14 protein-coding genes and 2 pseudogenes are annotated in these 16,851 nt (G+C 71.1%); 5 read left to right on the top strand and 11 right to left on the bottom strand.

The window, feature by feature from the left end:
• The 8 genes from hpnC to ACWGJB_RS01805 all read right to left on the bottom strand — a co-directional run.
• Positions 1-899, bottom strand: an 899-nt coding sequence (gene hpnC / locus ACWGJB_RS01770; RefSeq protein WP_453378292.1) for a squalene synthase HpnC, incomplete at its 3' end; no start/stop codon positions are given.
• A gap of 359 nt (positions 900-1,258) precedes the next feature.
• Positions 1,259-2,062, bottom strand: a complete 804-nt coding sequence (locus ACWGJB_RS01775; protein WP_453378293.1) for an ABC transporter ATP-binding protein — start codon at positions 2,060-2,062, stop codon at positions 1,259-1,261.
• A complete protein-coding gene (locus tag ACWGJB_RS01780) occupies positions 2,055-2,984 on the bottom strand; it encodes an ABC transporter permease (RefSeq protein WP_453378294.1) in 930 nt (309 codons plus the stop codon). The genes ACWGJB_RS01775 and ACWGJB_RS01780 overlap by 8 nt, the downstream gene beginning before the upstream one ends.
• 139 nt (positions 2,985-3,123) lie before the next feature.
• Positions 3,124-4,008: a glycosyltransferase family 2 protein gene (locus tag ACWGJB_RS01785; protein WP_453378295.1), complete on the bottom strand. Its 885-nt coding sequence runs from the start codon at positions 4,006-4,008 to the stop codon at positions 3,124-3,126.
• Positions 4,005-4,748: a CDP-alcohol phosphatidyltransferase family protein gene (locus ACWGJB_RS01790; RefSeq protein ID WP_383702392.1), complete on the bottom strand. Its 744-nt coding sequence runs from the start codon at positions 4,746-4,748 to the stop codon at positions 4,005-4,007. Before ACWGJB_RS01790 ends, ACWGJB_RS01785 begins: the two co-directional genes overlap by 4 nt.
• Positions 4,749-4,761: 13 nt before the next feature.
• The gene (locus ACWGJB_RS01795) at positions 4,762-5,823 is read right to left on the bottom strand and encodes an iron-containing alcohol dehydrogenase family protein (protein WP_453378296.1); all 1,062 of its coding nucleotides are present in this window, start codon (positions 5,821-5,823) and stop codon (positions 4,762-4,764) included.
• A complete protein-coding gene (locus ACWGJB_RS01800) occupies positions 5,811-6,563 on the bottom strand; it encodes a phosphocholine cytidylyltransferase family protein (protein ID WP_360492941.1) in 753 nt (250 codons plus the stop codon). The genes ACWGJB_RS01795 and ACWGJB_RS01800 overlap by 13 nt, the downstream gene beginning before the upstream one ends.
• On the bottom strand, positions 6,560-8,323 hold the full coding sequence (locus ACWGJB_RS01805; RefSeq protein ID WP_453378297.1) for a DUF5941 domain-containing protein: 1,764 nt from the start codon (positions 8,321-8,323) through the stop codon (positions 6,560-6,562). Before ACWGJB_RS01805 ends, ACWGJB_RS01800 begins: the two co-directional genes overlap by 4 nt.
• Positions 8,324-8,758: 435 nt before the next feature.
• Between ACWGJB_RS01805 and ACWGJB_RS01810 the strand changes: the two genes are divergently transcribed.
• Positions 8,759-9,700 (top strand): cation diffusion facilitator family transporter, encoded by a 942-nt coding sequence (locus ACWGJB_RS01810; RefSeq protein ID WP_453378298.1) that lies wholly within the window; start codon positions 8,759-8,761, stop codon positions 9,698-9,700.
• A gap of 220 nt (positions 9,701-9,920) precedes the next feature.
• Positions 9,921-10,514, top strand: coding sequence for an isopentenyl-diphosphate Delta-isomerase (idi, locus tag ACWGJB_RS01815; protein ID WP_453378299.1), 594 nt, complete (start codon positions 9,921-9,923; stop codon positions 10,512-10,514).
• A 6-nt stretch (positions 10,515-10,520) separates the two neighbouring features.
• Here the strand turns inward: idi and ACWGJB_RS01820 are convergent, their stop codons facing one another.
• Positions 10,521-11,015 carry an ATP-binding protein gene (locus ACWGJB_RS01820; RefSeq protein WP_362730986.1) on the bottom strand — a complete coding sequence of 165 codons (495 nt, stop codon included), beginning with the start codon at positions 11,013-11,015 and terminating at the stop codon, positions 10,521-10,523.
• A 253-nt stretch (positions 11,016-11,268) separates the two neighbouring features.
• Here ACWGJB_RS01820 and ACWGJB_RS01825 point away from each other — a divergent pair, with 253 nt between their 5' ends.
• Complete coding sequence (locus ACWGJB_RS01825; protein WP_453378300.1) at positions 11,269-12,024, top strand: enoyl-CoA hydratase/isomerase family protein; 756 nt, start codon at positions 11,269-11,271, stop codon at positions 12,022-12,024.
• Here the strand turns inward: ACWGJB_RS01825 and ACWGJB_RS01830 are convergent.
• Both ACWGJB_RS01830 and ACWGJB_RS01835 read right to left on the bottom strand, forming a co-directional pair.
• Positions 11,996-12,645: pseudogene (locus ACWGJB_RS01830) on the bottom strand (DJ-1/PfpI family protein). The gene ACWGJB_RS01825 and the pseudogene ACWGJB_RS01830 overlap by 29 nt on opposite strands.
• A 25-nt stretch (positions 12,646-12,670) precedes the next feature.
• Positions 12,671-13,129, bottom strand: a pseudogene (locus tag ACWGJB_RS01835) (GlxA family transcriptional regulator); the annotation flags it as partial.
• Positions 13,130-13,232: 103 nt separating this feature from the next.
• Here ACWGJB_RS01835 and ACWGJB_RS01840 point away from each other — a divergent pair.
• Both ACWGJB_RS01840 and ACWGJB_RS01845 read left to right on the top strand, forming a co-directional pair.
• Positions 13,233-14,102 (top strand): SCO6745 family protein, encoded by an 870-nt coding sequence (locus tag ACWGJB_RS01840; RefSeq protein ID WP_453378301.1) that lies wholly within the window; start codon positions 13,233-13,235, stop codon positions 14,100-14,102.
• Between the two features lie 146 nt (positions 14,103-14,248).
• A complete protein-coding gene (locus ACWGJB_RS01845) occupies positions 14,249-16,714 on the top strand; it encodes a Tex family protein (protein WP_453378302.1) in 2,466 nt (821 codons plus the stop codon).
• The last annotated feature ends 137 nt before the right edge of the window (positions 16,715-16,851 follow it).

The following is a 16,851-nucleotide window of genomic DNA, read 5'->3' on the forward strand; positions in this document are numbered from 1 at the left end:
GTGACACACCCCGCGACCCCCCCCCACCGCGCGTGCGCATCTCGCAGCCTCACCCCACCCGCCGCTCGACAGAGTGCGGGGGGTGCGTGCCCTGTCCCCCCCCCCCCCCCCCTTCCCCCCGCCACGAACCCCGCGAGCAGCAGCTTCAACCTGCCGTGGACGCTACCCACCAGGGGGGCGCCTTCATTCAGGAGATCGCGAGCGCGTTGTGCTTCGTATGCAACCAGTGCACGCACCGATGCGCCCGCGGTTTTCCTGGCGAGATCCGCCTCCTGGACATGAAAGCGCTTCATGTCCGCGGCGGGCAGATAAATCCGGTCGCGGCCGAGGTCCTCGGCCACGTCCTGGAGGTGTTCGACGATCTGGAGTGCGGTACAGATCGCGTCCGAGAGGCGGATCCGCTCGGGAGTCGAGGCGCCGGTTACGGCGAGGACGAGGCGGCCGACGGGGTTGGCGGACAGCTCGCAGTAGGCGAGCAGGTCGTCGTAGGTCTCGTACCGCTTGACGAGCTGGTCCTGGCGGTTGGCGGCGATCAGCCCGAGGAACGGCTCGGGGGCCAGGTCGCGGCGGCGGACCGTGGGCTGGAGGCGGCGCAGCAGGGGGTGGTGCGGGGTGCCGTCGAAGACACGGCCCAGGTCGGCCTCGAAGGCGTCCAGGAGGACCAGGCGGTTTTCGGCCTCCTCGGCGGAGACTCCGAGCAGCCGGGCGTCGGCGCCGCCGGGGGCCAGGTCGCCGTCGCCGATGTCGTCGACGAGGCGGGCGAAGCCGTACACGGCCATCAGGTCGTCACGCCAGGCCCTCGGCAGGAAGAACGGGGCCACGGGGAAGTTCTCGTCCGCGGCCTTGTCCAGGGTGCCGCGCTCGGCGTCTCCGGTGCGCGCCGGGGTGGTCGCCGTCACCGTTCGCTGCCCGGGGCCGGGACGGCGTGGCCTGCGTTGAGCTGGGGAGTTTCCGTAGCCATTGCCGTCACATCTCCCGTTCTACACTGCCGACCCAATACACACTATTTCGGACACGCCGCCCAGCAATCCGCGGGGCGGCCCGGCCGAGGGTGTCGCGCATTATCGCCCCACTTGCCGCTTTCCGGGACCGGTACAGCTTACGTTGTACAACGCATCGAGGTTCGTCGGGGTGTCCCGCAGATCACAACAACACACCGATTGGCGTCAAGATTCCTAAGGCGGCGCGGAGTTGACGTTTCCTTTGCAGACGCCGGGCCCCGCCGGAAAGGTTCCGTCGGGGCCCGGGGACTGCTCGGCTACTTGCCCGTGAACTTCTCGTACTCCTTGAGCACCTCTTCGGTCGGGCCGTCCATGCGCAGCTCACCGCGCTCCAGCCACAGGACCCGGTCGCAGGTGTCCCGGATCGACTTGTTGTTGTGACTGACGAGAAACACGGTGCCCGCGTGCTCGCGCAGTTCGCGGATCCGGTCCTCGGAGCGCTTGCGGAAGGCCGCGTCACCGGTGGCCAGCGCCTCGTCGATCATGAGGACGTCGTGGTCCTTGGCGGCGGCGATGGAGAACCGCAGCCGGGCCGCCATGCCGGAGGAGTAGGTCCGCATCGGCAGGGTGATGAAGTCGCCCTTCTCGTTGATGCCCGAGAAGTCGACGATCTCCTGGTAGCGCTCCCTGATCTCCTCGCGGGACATGCCCATGGCGAGCCCGCCGAGGATGACGTTCCGCTCGCCGGTGAGATCGTTCATGAGGGCCGCGTTGACACCGAGCAGCGAGGGCTGCCCGTTGGTGTAGACCCGGCCCTTCTCGGCGGGCAGCAGACCGGCGATGGCGCGCAGCAGGGTGGACTTGCCGGAGCCGTTGGAGCCGATCAGGCCGATCGCCTCGCCCCGGTAGGCGACGAAGGAGACCCCGCGCACCGCGTGCACCTTGCGGACGCCCCGGGCCGTGTCGTCGGAGCCGCGCTTGACGATGCGGCTGAGGGCGGCCGTCGCGCTGCCTCGGCCGGACTTGGCGCCGTTGACGCGGTAGACGATGTGCACGTCCTCCGCGATGACGGTGGGGATCCGATCCCCCTGGTTCTGCCCGGTGTCGTTCAGCTCAGCCACGGCCGTACCGCTCCTCCGCCTTCCAGAAGTACACGAACCCGCCGGCGAAGACGACCAGCGCCCAGGACAGGGCGACGGTCCAGACGTGCGGCGGGAGGTTCGAGGCGCCATAGCCGTCGATGAGGGCGAAGCGCATCAGGTCCATGAAGACGGTGGCGGGGTTCACCTGGAGGAGCGTGCGCGCCCACTCCGGCCGGCCCTCCATCATCTTGGTGATCGAGAACATCACACCGGACATGTACATCCAGGTGCGCAGGACGAACGGCAGCAACTGCGCCAGGTCCGGCGTCTTGGCGCCCAGCCGGGCGACGATCATGGCCAGGCCGGTGTTGAAGAGGAACAGCAGGACCAGGATCGGGACGACCAGCACCCAGGACAGGCCCGGACGGCTGCCGAACCCGACCACCACGGCGACCATGACGATCATCGAGAACAGCAGCTGCTGGAGCTGCTGGAGCGCGAAGGAGATCGGCAGCGAGGCGCGCGGGAAGTGCAGCGCCCGCACCAGGCCGAGGTTGCCGGAGATCGCCCGGACGCCCGTCATGATCGAACTCTGTGTGAACGTGAAGGTGAAGACGCCGGTGACCAGGAACGGGATGTAGATGTCCTGCGACATCCCGCGGCTGGCGTGCAGGATGACGCCGAAGATGAAGTAGTACACGGCCGCGTTCAGCAGCGGCGTGGCCACCTGCCAGAGCTGGCCGAGCTTGGCCTGGCTGTACTGGGCGGTGAGCTTCGCCTGCGAGAAGGCGAGGACGAAGTGCCGGCGTCCCCAGAGCTGGCGTACGTACTCGACGAGCGAGGGACGTGCGCCGCTCACCGTGAGCCCGTACTTGGCGGCCAGCTGCGCCGCCGTGAGGCCCTCGTCGGGCGACGGCACCGCGCTCACCGCGATTCCGACGTCATGCGTTGTCTCACTCAAGGGTGGAAGCCTTCGTCCTCGGATTCGTCTTACGTTCGTCTTACGGAATTGTGCTACTGGAGGTGACACGTATCCGCCATGGGACACGTTGCCGGGGATGTCCGCGCGCCGGGCACGCGGACACGCACCTTCGAGCTTCTCAGATCACCGGGGGTCGGCCCAGTCGCGTGAGCTTCCACACGGTCCGCCACCGCATGGGCCGACGGGGTCCGCACGGGGTGGTCCAGCCCTCCCGGAAGCCCGCGAACCAGGCGTGCAGGGCCGGGCGCGAGGGGCGGCGCACCAGGGTCAGCAGCATCCACACCCCGAGGTAGACGGGGACCAGTGGGGCGGGCAGGTTGCGGCGGGCCAGCCACACCCGGTTGCGGGCGACCATCCGGTGGTAGACCGCGTGCCGGGAGGGGGCGGTCGTGGGGTGGTACAGCACCATGTCGGAGCGGTAGTCGATCATCCAGCCGGCGTCCAGGGCCCGCCAGGCCAGGTCGGTCTCCTCGTGGGCGTAGAAGAACTCGTCCGGCAGGCCGCCGACCTCGGCGAGGACCTGGGTGCGGACGGCGTTGGCGCCGCCGAGGAAGGTGGTGACCCGGGAGGAGCGCATCGGGTCGGAGGCGCGGAGCCTCGGCACGTGCCGGCGCTGGGTCTGCCCGGTGTCCGGGTCGGCGATCCGGAAGCTGACGATGCCGAGCCTCGGGTCGGCGGCGAAGGCCTGGCGGCACAGCTCCGCGGTGTCGTGTCCGGGGAGCAGTCCGTCGTCGTCCAGGAAGAGCAGTATGTCGACATCGCGACCGCTGGGGCCGAAGGCTTCTATGCCGACGTTGCGGCCGCCGGGGATCCCGAGGTTCTCGGGCAGCTCCATGGTGCGGACGCCGTCCGGGACCTCCGGGACGGGCGAGCCGTTGCCGACGACGACCACCTCGACCCGCTCGCCGTCCTGCTTGGCGACCGAGTCGAGGAGGGCGCGCAGTTCGTCGGGGCGGTTGCCCATGGTGATGACGACCGCGCCGACCTTCAGCCCGGCGCTCACCGCAGCCTGCTCGACGCGAGGACCGAGACCAGGTGCAGCAGGGTCTGCAGCAGCGCGATACCGGCGAGCACGGCGGTGCCGAGGCGGGTGAAGAAGAGGTCGCCGCGGACGTGGTCCACGATCGCGAGGGCCAGGATCAGCAGCGAGGCCTCGATGCCGAGGATCAGCCGGTGGAACCGGAGCAGGGCGGCGGCCCGGCGGGCCAGCGCCATACCGGAGGACCGCATCTCGGCGGCGGCCTCCTTGACCACGGGCAGCCCGGCCTGGTGGCGGGCGACGCCGACCAGGTCGGTCTCGGCCTTGATCAGGATGGCGCCGAGCGCGGCGAGGGTGCCGAGGAAGGCCCACAGCCAGTCGATACGGCCGCTGCCGAACAGGTCGGCGGCGCGCAGCCCGAGGCCGACCAGGACGGCGGCGTCGGTGAGGTAGGCACCGACCCGGTCCAGGTAGACCCCGCCCAGCGAGTACTGCTGCTTCCAGCGCGCGACCTCGCCGTCGACGCAGTCCAGCAGCAGGTACATCTGGACGCAGACGACGCCGAGCACGGCGCCCGTGATCCCCGGCACCAGCAGGGCCGGGGCCGCGAGCACGCCGAAGACGGTCATCAGGTACGTGAGCTGGTTGGGCGTGACCCTGGTGTTCACCAGGTAGCGGTCCACCCGCAGGGACACCTCACGCATGTAGAGGCGCCCCATCCAGTGCTCACCGCTGCGCCGGTCCTTGACCCCAGCGGGGTGCACGACCGGACGGAGTTCAGCTACCGATGGCCTTGACATAGTCGACGTAGAAGTCCTTGATCTGGTGGGTCTTGAGGTCGAGGTGTTCGAGGATGGTGTAGCGGCCGGGCCGGGTCTCCGGGGCGAACTCGACGACCCGGACGAACTCGTCCACGGTGAAGCCGATCTCCTCCGGCAGCACCGGCAGTCCGTGCCGGCGCAGCACATCGGCCATGTACACGGACTCCTCGTGGGCTCCGCGCAGGTACATCGCGAAGGCCGCGCCGAGCCCGCACTGCTCGCCATGGCTGGCGGCACGCCTCGGGAACAGCAGGTCGAAGGCGTGGTTGATCTCGTGACAGGCGCCGGAGGACGGGCGGGAGTCGCCCGACACCGACATGGCGATGCCGCTGAGCACCAGCGCCTCGGCGAGGACCTGGAGGAAGTCGTTCTCGCCGATGCCGCCGGGGTGGCGCAGCACCGCCTCGCCGGCCTGGCGGGCCATGGCGGCCGCCAGACCGTCGATCTTCTCGCCGTTGACGCGGTGGGACAGCTCCCAGTCCGCGATCGCCGAGATGTTGGAGACGGCGTCCCCGATGCCGGAGCGCACGAAGCGTGCCGGGGCCTCGCGGATGACGTCGAGGTCGATGACGACCGCGATCGGGTTCGGCACGCCGTAGGAGCCGCGGCCCGCGTCGTTGTCGAGGGTCGCGACCGGCGAGCAGAGACCGTCGTGCGCGAGGTTCGTCGGCACGGCGACCAGCGGCAGGCCCACCCGGGCCGCCGCGAACTTCGCACAGTCGATGATCTTCCCGCCGCCGAGCCCGACGACCGCGTCGTAGCGGCCGGCCTTGATCTCGCCGGCCAGCCGGATCGCGTCGTCGAGGGTGCCGCCGCCGACCTCGTACCAGGTGGCGCCGGGCAGGCTCGGCGAGATGCGCTCGCGCAGCTTGGTGCCGGAGCCGCCGCTGACGGCCACGGCGAGGCGGCCGGAGTGCGAGATGCGCTCGTCGGCGAGCACGCCGGCCAGGTCGTCGAGGGCACCCGGGCGGATGTCGACGACGACCGGTGAGGGGATCAGCCTGGTCAGTACTGGCACGCGATCTCCCGTCCCTTGGCGAGATCGTCGTGGTTGTCGATCTCGACCCACCGGACGTCGCCGATGGGCGCCACGTCGATGCGGAAGCCGCGGTTGACCAGCTCCTGGTAGCCGTGCTCGTAGAACTGCTGCGGGTCGCTCTCCCAGACCGTCTTCAGCGCGTCGGCGAGTTCGGGGGCCGCGTCGCCCTCGATGAGGGTGACGCCGATGTACTCGCCACTGGCCTCGGCGGGGTCCATCAGCTTGGTGATCTTCGTCATGCCGTGGCCGGCGTCGACGACGACCTTCATCTCCTCGTCCGCGAGGGACTTCACGGTGTCCAGGGCGAGGATGATCCGCTTGCCGTCGCCGCGGGCGGCGAGCAGCGTCTTCTCGACGGAGACCGGGTGCACGGTGTCGCCGTTGGCGAGGATCACACCGTCCTTGAGGGCGTCACGGCCGCACCACAGGGAGTAGGCGTTGTTCCACTCCTCGGCCTTGTCGTTGTCGATGAGGGTGAGCTTGAGGCCGTACTTCGCCTCCAGGGCCGCCTTGCGCTCGTACACGGCCTCCTTGCGGTAGCCGACGATGATCGCGACCTCGGTCAGGCCGATCTCGGCGAAGTTGCCGAGGGTCAGGTCGAGCACCGTGATCGAGTCCTCTATCCCGGCAGGCCCCACCGGCACCAGCGCCTTGGGCAGGCTGTCGGTGTAGGGGCGCAGACGCCGTCCGGCGCCGGCCGCCAGCACGAGGCCGATCATGCGGGTTCTCCTTCATCGTGTACGGCGGGCGCCCCTGCGGACGCCCAGAAGCGGATGCTCTCGACGAGCACCAGCCCGGCCACGGCCACGGCCAGGACCGTGAGCGCGACCTTGAACTGCGTGGCGGTGAGCACCGCGGCCACCACGGTGACCAGCAGTGTTCGCCCCTCCTGTCCCCCGATGGCGCGGACCAGCCAGGCCGGCGGCGCCCCGGCGTCGCCGCGGATGCGGTACACCGTGTCGTAGTGATGGTAGGCGACGGCGGCCACCAGGCCGAAAGCCGCGGGAAGGGTTCCGTTCACCCCGGATTTGCTTGCGAGGACGAGAACGGTGCCGTACTCGGCGGCCCGGAACAGGGGCGGGACCAGCCAGTCGAGGGCGCCCTTGAGCGGGCGGGCGAGGGCCAGGCCGGAGGCCAGCGCGTAGACGACGGCGCCCGCGACCGGCGCCCAGGTCACGCCTGAGAAAAGGGACACGGTGAGAACCGCCACTCCGGCGAGCGCCACCAGGAGGGGGGAACCGAGCGGGGCGGGTATCGCGCGGGACACGAATCCGGCGAGCGGACCGTTGTCGGCCAGGTCGGCCAGTGCCTGCGCCGCCCGGTCGGTGCGCCTCGCCCTGCGGGTCAGCGAGCGCAGCACCCGCCCGGCCGTGGTGTAGGTCGCCGCGAGGGCGCAGCCGGTCAGCAGCACGTAGAAGGTGATCCGCGGGGTCGTCGCCGCGGTCAGGACGGCTATCAGGGCCCATCGTTCGCCGATGGGCAGGACTATCATCCGGCGCACCCAGACCGTCCAGCCGACGCTGTCGAGCCGGTCCGAGAGGGCCGCGGTGGGGCTGGTGTTGGCGGTGGCGTCGTGGTTCGCCTCGTTGAAGGAGAAGTCGACGACGTGCCGGCAGGTCTGCAGGATCATCGCGCCGAGGGCGAGGGCCCATACGTCGTCGCCGCCCCGGGCCGCGCCGAGGGCGAGTCCGGCGTAGTAGGCGTACTCCTTGGCCCGGTCGAAGGTGGCGTCCAGCCAGGCGCCGAGCGTGGAGTACTGCAGGGAGTAGCGGGCGAGCTGGCCGTCGGTGCAGTCCAGGACGAAGGACGCGATCAGCAGCACACCCGCCGCCACGAACCCGGCGCGGGTGCCGGTGGCAGCGCAGCCGGCCGCGATCAGGGCGGTGAGCAGCGAGGCGGTGGTGACCTGGTTGGGGGTCAGTCCGCGCCGGGCGCACCAGCGGGCGAGGTAGCGGGAGTACGGGCTGATGAAGAAGGTGGTGAAGAAGCCGTCACGGGATTTCACGGCCGACTTCAGGCGGACGGCCTCGTCGTCGACTGCGGCGACGGCCTGCCGTGCCTCGTTGCGGGCCTGCGGGTCGGCGGGGACGGCGGCGACCAGACTGCCCAGCTCGGGGCGGTGCACGTCGGCGTCCAGGGCGGTGACGAGGCCGTCGACGGCCAGGTCGGTGCCGCCGGCGGCGGCCTCCCGGGCCAGCGCCACGCTCAGCGCCGGGCGGCCGGCCGGCTGGGCGGTGACGGCTCCGGGGATCGCGGCGAGCGGGAAGCGCGGGTCGGTGAGGCCGAGGCGCAGGGCGTGCAGATGGCCGACGAAGCGGGCGTCGACGACGGCGACCCGCCGGTCGGCGGGTACGGCCGCGAGGAGGGCCGCGGTGTCGGCGCTGTCCGAGGCCGTGCGCACCTCGAAGCCGAGCGCCCGCAGATCGCTCTCCAACGACGATCCGGGGACCGGCTGGCCGGTGACGATGGCGGTCGGCAACCGAACTCACTCCCTGGGTGCCGGCGCGCGGGCGCCGGTCTACTGCGTGGTGGGGCGCGGTGTGCCTGGTGGCCCCCGGGCGGCATTCGGCAGAGGCTATCCGATGGTGAGGACTGCTTGTTCACCGGCCGTTCATGGCGCGGACGACCCGCTCTGCCCCGGCCTTTGCCGAGATCATCATCCGTGATCCGGGCCCCGGCCCACAAACCGCGCTCACAGAACGGGCATTGAGGACATGGTTTCCTGCGGCACGGACGGGCGCCGACCGGCCACCCGGGATGCCTGCCCGTTCACGACGGGTAGCTGAGGGTGCCCTGACCTGGGATTCGTTTCCGCAGGTCAGAGCACATGACAACGGTGTTCACTGCCGCGTTGCCCGATACCCCCCACCCGTAGTTCACTGTGATCCCGGGCGGAACAGAGGAGGCGTATCTCATGGGGGCAGGGCACGACCACGGCCACACGCACACCCACGCGCCGGCCACCGGCACGGCCACGGCGGCCTTTCGCGGGCGGCTGCGGGTGGCGCTCGCCATCACCCTCGGGGTCATGGTGGTCGAGATCGCCGGCGGTCTGCTGGCCGACTCGCTCGCGCTGATCGCGGACGCGGCCCACATGGCGACCGACGCGCTGGGCCTCGGCATGGCGCTGCTGGCGATCCACTTCGCCAACCGTCCGGCGAGCACCAACCGCACCTTCGGCTACGCCCGCGCCGAGATCCTGGCGGCCCTGGCCAACTGTCTGCTGCTGCTCGGCGTCGGCGGCTATGTGCTGTACGAGGCGGTCCAGCGGTTCGTGACGCCCGCGGACACGCACGGCGGCCAGATGATCGTGTTCGGGTTGATCGGCCTGGTCGCCAACATGATCTCGCTCACGCTCCTGGTGCGCGGCCAGCAGGAGAGCCTGAACGTGCGCGCCGCCTTCCTGGAGGTGGCGGCCGACGCGCTGGGTTCGCTGGCGGTGCTGATCTCGGCGGTGGTGATCCTGACCACCGGCTGGCAGGCTGCCGACCCGATCGCCTCGCTGGTCATCGGCCTGATGATCGTGCCGAGGACGGTGAAGCTGCTGCGCGAGACCCTGGACGTCCTGCTGGAGGCGGCGCCCAAGGACGTTGACATGGCGGAGGTGCGGTCGCACATCCTGGCGCTGGAGGGCGTACTGGACGTCCACGATCTGCACGCCTGGACGATCACCTCGGGGCTGCCGGTGCTGTCGGCGCACGTGGTGGTCCGCTCGGAGGTGCTGAACGCCATCGGCCACGAGAAGATGCTGCACGAGCTGCAGGGCTGTCTCGGCCACCACTTCGACGTGGAGCACTGCACCTTCCAGCTGGAGCCGGGCGGGCACGCGGAGCACGAGGCCCGGCTCTGCCACTGACCGCGCCGCGGTCCGCCAGGCCGCCCGGCCGGCCACCGGAACCCATCGGTCCGGGCTCCCCCGGCGTCCTTGTGTTCGACACCCCCGGACGGTTCCCGTTCGCACCCGTAGGGCACGATCAACTACCGGGTCCCTCTTCCGGCGTGCCCGTGCCGGGAAGTGCCGGGAGTGTCGGATTCGTACGGCAGACTTGGTACGAAGACCGAGGCGAAGGATGGGTATGCCGATCACACCTGCCACCGCGACGCACAGCACGTCGGAAGGCACAACGGACGCGATCTTGCTTGAACTCGTCGACGAGAAGGGTGTGACCATCGGGACCGCGGAGAAGCTGGCCGCGCATCAGCCACCCGGGCAGCTGCACCGGGCGTTCTCCGTCTTCCTCTTCGACGAACAGGGCAGACTCCTGCTCCAGCAGCGTGCGCTGGGCAAGTACCACTCCCCCGGTGTGTGGTCCAACACCTGCTGCGGCCACCCCTACCCCGGCGAGGCCCCCTTCACGGCGGCGGCCCGCCGCACCTTCGAGGAGCTGGGGGTGTCTCCCTCCCTGCTCGGCGAGGCGGGCACGGTCCGCTACAACCACCCGGACCCGGCCTCCGGACTGGTCGAGCAGGAGTTCAACCACCTGTTCGTCGGCATGGTGCAGGCGCCGCTCGCGCCGGACCCGGAGGAGGTCGAGGAGACCGCCTTCGTGACGGCCGCCGAGCTGACCGAGCGGCACGCCCGGGACCCCTTCTCGTCGTGGTTCATGACCGTGCTGGACGCGGCCCGTCCGGCGATCAGGGAGCTGACGGGCCCGTCCGCGGGTTGGTGAGAGGCCTCACGGCAGCGCCGCGGGCTTGAGCGGCAGGGCGGCCCAGATCACCTTGCCGCCGCTCGACGTGTGCTCCACGTCCACGACTCCGCCCGCCTCCCTGGCCACCTCCCGCACCAGCAGCAGCCCCCGGCCGCCGGTCTGGCCGTGATCGGCCTCCAGCGCGGTCGGACGGTAGGGGTGGTTGTCCTCCACCGACACCCGCACCCACTCGGCACCGACGGCAACCTCGACGGCGAGCACCGGCGACAGCAGCGCCGCGTGCTTGACCGCGTTGGTGACCAGCTCGGAGACGATGAGCAACAGCCCGTAGACCAGGTCCTCCGAGACCGGGACGCCCTGGCGCTGGAGCAGGTCCCGTACGGCGCGCCGCGCCTGCGGGACCGAGGCGTCCACGGCGGCGGCGGTGAACCGCCAGACTCCTTCGTACGGCAGCGGATCCGGCGGCGGCGGACCGCCTCCCTCTGGACGCGGGTCGTGCCCACGCCCGTGGTTCTCCATGGTCCGGTCGCCACCCTCGCGCTCGATTGTCACCACACGACGAGTGTTGGTAACGACCCCCTCCGCTCCGGATGACTGAACACAAGTCAGCAACTATCGAACGGTTCTGACCGTCGCCGTACGACAACGTCGGTTGAGGGACTGCTCCTGTTCCACGAAAGCCGACTTCGCGCACTATTACGGTTGTACTGCAACCCCTGGGGCAGGGGCCGCGTCGACCTGCGGCTCCGTCACGCCGATAACATCCCGCACCATGGAGCCCCACCTCTCCCACCAGGTCACCGACGCCGTGGCCACGGTGGTCATCCACAACCCGGTCAAACGCAACGCGATGACCGCGGCGATGTGGCGAGCCCTGCCGCCCCTCCTGGACGAGCTGTCGGCCGACCCCGGCGTCCGGGCCCTCGTGCTGACCGGCGCGGGCGGAACCTTCTGCGCCGGTGCCGACATCTCCACCCTCCACGGCTCCCCCGCCACGGCACAGTCCCTCGCCGTCGCCGCCGAGGAAGCACTCGCCGCGTTTCCCAAGCCGACCCTCGCCGCGGTCCGCGGTCACTGCGTCGGCGGCGGCTCACAGCTCGCCGCCGCCTGCGATCTGCGGTTCGCCGAGGAGGGCGCGTCGTTCGGCGTGACCCCGGCCAGGCTCGGGATCGTCTACCCGGCCTCCTCCACCCGTCGCCTGGTGTCCCTGGTCGGCCCCGCCGCCACCAAGTACCTGCTGTACTCCGGCGAGTTGATCGACACGGAGCGGGCGCTGCGCACCGGCCTGGTCGACGAGGTGCTGCCCGAGGGCGAACTGGGCAAGCGGGTGTCCGAGTTCACCCGGATCCTGGCGGCACGCTCCCAGCTGACGCAGGCGGCGGCGAAGGAGTTCGCGAACGGCCGTACCGACCGCGACGACCACTGGACGGAGCAGGCGCGCGGCAGCGGCGACACCGCGGAGGGTGTCGCCGCGTTCCTCGAGCGCCGTCAGCCAGGCTTCACGTGGGCCGTTCCCGGCCGAGGATGAACCGGCTCGACGAGCGGAGCAGTTCGACGACCTCGGCGGCCGCCTGCCGCGGGGAGCCCGCGTCGTAGGGCGGCTGCGGGTCGTACTCGATCCCGAGCTGTAGGACCTGGGCGACGGCGTCCCCGGCGATCCGGCCGAGCAGGGCGAGCCCCGTGTCGATGCCGGAGGAGACGCCGGCCGCGGTGACGTACTTGCCGTCGGTGACGACCCGCTCCCCCGTCGGTTCGGCGCCGAACGTCCGCAGCTCGTCGAGGGCCAGCCAGTGCGAGGTCGCACGGCGTCCGGCGAGCAGGCCGGCGGCGGCGAGCAGCAGGGAGCCGGTGCACACGGACGTGGTCCAGGTGCTGGTGGCGTCGGCGGTGCGGATCCAGTCGAGGAGGGCCTCGTTCGTCATCTGCGGGGTCTGTCCGGGGCCGCCCGGGACGACCAGGACGTCGGGGTGGGGCACCTCGGCCAGGGTCCTGTCGGCGATCAGGGCGAGGTTTCCGTTGTCGTTGCGGACCGGGCCGGTCCGCTCGGCGACGAAGACGACCTCGGAGTCCGGGAGCCGGCCCAGGGTCTCGTACGGCCCACGGCGTCGAGGGCGGTGAAACGGTCGTAGAGGACGATCGCGAACTGCATGGCTCTCCTGACCGGGTCGGCCGACGGGTGCCGGCCGGAACCTGCGCCGGTACTCGGCGGGTGTCGCGCCGAGGGCCTTGAGGAAGGCACGGCGCATCGCTTCGGGCGTGCCGTAGCCGCTGGCCCGGGAGACCTCCTCGACGCCGTCGCCGGTGTCCTCCAGGAGCCGGCGGGCGTGCTCCAGCCGTACCCGGTCGACGTACCGGCCGGGCGTCATGCCGGTCTCGGCCTGGAAGGCGCGGGCGAAGTGGCGGGGCGAGAGGGCGGCGCGGGCGGCCAGCACCTCGACGCCGAGATCGGCGTCGGGGTGCTCGGTGATCCTCCCCCACTGCCTTAAGGGCGTGGGAGGTGCCCTCTGCTGGATCTCCCGGAGCGGTTCACGCCGTGCGGTCTGGGCGGCGAGCTGGACGCTGAACTGGGCCTGGTTGCCGGGCCTGCGCAGGAAGACCATCAGGTGCCGGGCGACGGCGAGTGCGACGTCCCGCTGCCATCGGGGACCGAATTCTCCGCCCTGGCGGACCGAACACTTCGCCGTCGGGCGGACACGGCACTGGAGTCCGTACCGACCAGTCGGTAACGTGCTCGCCATGACCACTCCCGTCCTGGAGCCGCGTGCCGGCCGCCGCTGCCACACCCTGCTCAACTCCCTGCACGCGACCCACTTCTTCAGCCCCGAGCTGGCCGAGGAACTGGCCGCGCTCGGGGTGACCCACCCGCGGGCCGTCAACTTCGCGGTGCGGGCGGCCGCGTTGGGGCCGGTCGGACCCGGCACGGTGACGGCCACGTTCTACAACTACAAGTACGAACTGGTGGCCCGGCATGTCCCGGCCGTCTGGGAGACCGCGTCGCCCGGCGACGTCCTCGCCGCACGCGCGCGTGCCGTCGACGCCTCGATGCGGCGGCTGCTCGGCGCCGACGCGGTTGCCTGCGCCGGGATGGCCGAGGCCGCGCGGCTCGCGCTGCGCGCCACCGAGGCATGCTCCCGCTCCGGGCGCCCGCTGTATGCGGCGCACGCGGATCTGCCGGTGCCCGAGGAGCCCCACCTCGCCTACTGGTACGCGGCCACGCTGCTGCGCGAGCACCGGGGCGACGGTCACCTCGCGGTGCTGCTCGCGGCGGGTCTCGACGGGCTGGAGGCGGTGGTGACCCACACCGCGACCGGCAAGGGCATGAACCCGAGGTGGGTGCTCGCCACACGTGGCTGGAGCCAGGACGACTGGGACGCGGCGGTACGGCGACTGCGGGAGCGCGGGCTGCTCGACACGGCGGGCGAGCTGACCGAGGCGGGATCGGCTCTGCGGGCGGAGATCGAGACGGAGACGGACCGGCTGGACCGGGCGCCGTACGAGCATCTGGGGGCCGATGGTGTGGCCCGGCTGACCGAGCTGGCCAAGGGGTTCGCGGGGGCTGCTCTAGCCGCGGGCGCCTTTCCGGCGGATCTCGTCGGCAAGGGATGAGCTGAACGCCCCTGCGGCGGATTCACGAGACACGTCGGACACGAGAAGTGCGACTTCGTGTCGCGGAACGGTGCCCTGGGGCCCGGTTGTCGGTGTCACCTGCCACAATTGCCGCGCAACCTCAGTGGAGAAGGCGGTACGGGATCGTGACGACACCCGGGTCCCTGGTTCCAGGGTCCATCGAAGGCAGGATCGCCGAGGAGCTCGGCGTACGGGAGCGGCAGGTCAAGGCTGCCGTGGAGCTGCTCGACGGCGGTTCGACGGTGCCCTTCATCGCCCGCTACCGCAAGGAAGCGACCGAGATGCTCGACGACGCGCAGCTGCGCACGCTCGAGGAGCGGCTGCGCTACCTGCGGGAGCTGGAGGAGCGCCGGACGGCGATCCTGGAGTCGGTGCGCGAGCAGGGCAAGCTCACCGAGGAGCTGGAGGCGCAGATCCGGAGCGCCGAGACCAAGGCGCGGCTGGAGGACATCTACCTGCCGTACAAGCCGAAGCGGCGGACCAAGGCGCAGATCGCGCGGGAGGCCGGCCTGGAGCCGTTGGCCGAGGGGCTGCTCGGCGACCCGACGGTGGAACCGCTGGCCGCGGCCAGCGCGTTCGTGGACGCCGACAAGGGCGTCGCCGATCCGCAGGCGGCCCTGGAGGGCGCCCGCGCGATCCTCACCGAGCGGTTCTCGGAGGACGCCGACCTCATCGGTGAGCTGCGCGAGCGCATGTGGGTGCGCGGCCGGCTCGCCGCGAAGGTGCGGGACGGCAAGGAGGAGGCGGGCGCGAAGTTCGCCGACTACTTCGACTTCGCCGAGCCCTTCACCGAGCTGCCCTCGCACCGCATCCTGGCGATGCTGCGCGGTGAGAAGGAGGAGGTCCTCGACCTGGTCCTGGAGCCGGAGGAGCCGACCGAGGGGCCGTCGTCGTACGAGGGCATCGTCGCCCACCGGTTCGGGATCGCCGACCGGGGCCGGTCGGCCGACAAGTGGCTGACCGACACGGTCCGCTGGGCCTGGCGCACCCGCCTGCTGGTCCACCTCGGCATCGATCTGCGGCTGCGGCTGCGTACGGCCGCCGAGGACGAGGCGGTCGACGTCTTCGCGGCGAACCTGCGCGACCTGCTGCTCGCCGCCCCGGCCGGCACCCGGTCCACGCTGGGCCTCGACCCCGGTTTCCGCACCGGTGTGAAGGTCGCCGTCGTCGACGCGACCGGCAAGGTCGTCGCCACCGACGTCATCTACCCGCACGTCCCGGCCAACAAGTGGGACGAGGCGATCGCCAAGCTCGCCCGTCTCGCCACCGAGCACACGGTCGAGCTGATCGCGATCGGCAACGGCACGGCGTCCCGCGAGACCGACAAGCTCGCCGGTGAACTCATCACCAAGCACCCGGAGTTGAAGCTCACCAAGGTGATGGTGTCGGAGGCGGGCGCGTCGGTGTACTCGGCGTCCGCGTTCGCCTCCCAGGAGCTGCCCGAGATGGACGTGTCGCTGCGCGGCGCCGTCTCCATCGCCCGCCGGCTCCAGGACCCGCTCGCCGAGCTGGTGAAGATCGACCCGAAGTCGATCGGCGTCGGCCAGTACCAGCACGACCTGTCCGAGGTGAAGCTGTCGCGCTCGCTGGACGCGGTGGTCGAGGACTGTGTGAACGGCGTGGGCGTCGACGTGAACACGGCGTCGGCCCCGCTGCTGTCCCGGGTCTCCGGCATCACCTCCGGGCTCGCCGAGAACATCGTGGCCCACCGGGACACCAACGGCCCGTTCACCTCCCGCGGCCAGCTGAAGAACGTGGCACGGCTCGGCCCGAAGGCGTACGAGCAGTGCGCGGGCTTCCTGCGCATCCGCGGCGGTGACGACCCGCTGGACGCGTCGAGTGTCCACCCCGAGGCGTACCCCGTGGTACGGCGGATGGTGAAGGAGTCGCACCAGGAGGTAGCCGCGCTCATCGGCAACACGGGCGTGCTGCGCTCGCTGCGGCCGGGCGACTTCGTGGACGAGAAGTTCGGTCTGCCGACCGTCACCGACATCCTCAAGGAGCTGGAGAAGCCGGGGCGCGACCCGCGTCCGGCCTTCAAGACGGCCACGTTCAAGGAGGGCGTCGAGAAGATCTCCGACCTGTCCTCCGGAATGGTCCTGGAGGGGGTCGTCACGAACGTGGCGGCGTTCGGCGCGTTCATCGACGTCGGCGTCCACCAGGACGGTCTGGCGCATGTCTCCGCGCTGTCGAAGACCTTCGTCAAGGACCCGCGGGACGTGGTGAAGCCGGGCGACATCGTCAAGGTGAAGGTCCTCGACGTGGACATCCCACGCAAGCGGATCTCGCTGACGCTGCGGCTGGACGACGAGGCGGCGCCGCAGGGCGGCGGCCGGCAGGGCGAGGGCGGCGGCCGGCAGGGCGAGGGCGGCGGCCGGCAGGGCGAGGGCGGCGAACGGCGCCAGCGCGGCGGGCGTCCGCCGCAGCAGCGGCAGCAGAGCGGCGGACGCGGCGGCCAGGGCCAGGGCGGCGGGCGCGGCGGCCAGGGCCAGGGCGGCGGTGCGCGGCAGGCGCCGGCGCCTGCCAACAGTGCGATGGCTGACGCGTTGCGCCGGGCGGGTCTGCTGGACCCGAAGAAGGGCAAGCGGTGACGGCTGCTCCGGAAGCCGTGAGGTTGTGAGGTTGTGGGGAACTGCGGGTCCGTTGTGGCTGGTCGCGCAGTTCCCCGGGGCCCCACCGGGCGCGGTGGCACCACCAGGCAACCCAAACCCAGTCGCGTTGACAACAA

This window comes from Streptomyces sp. NPDC054813 (assembly GCF_053611365.1).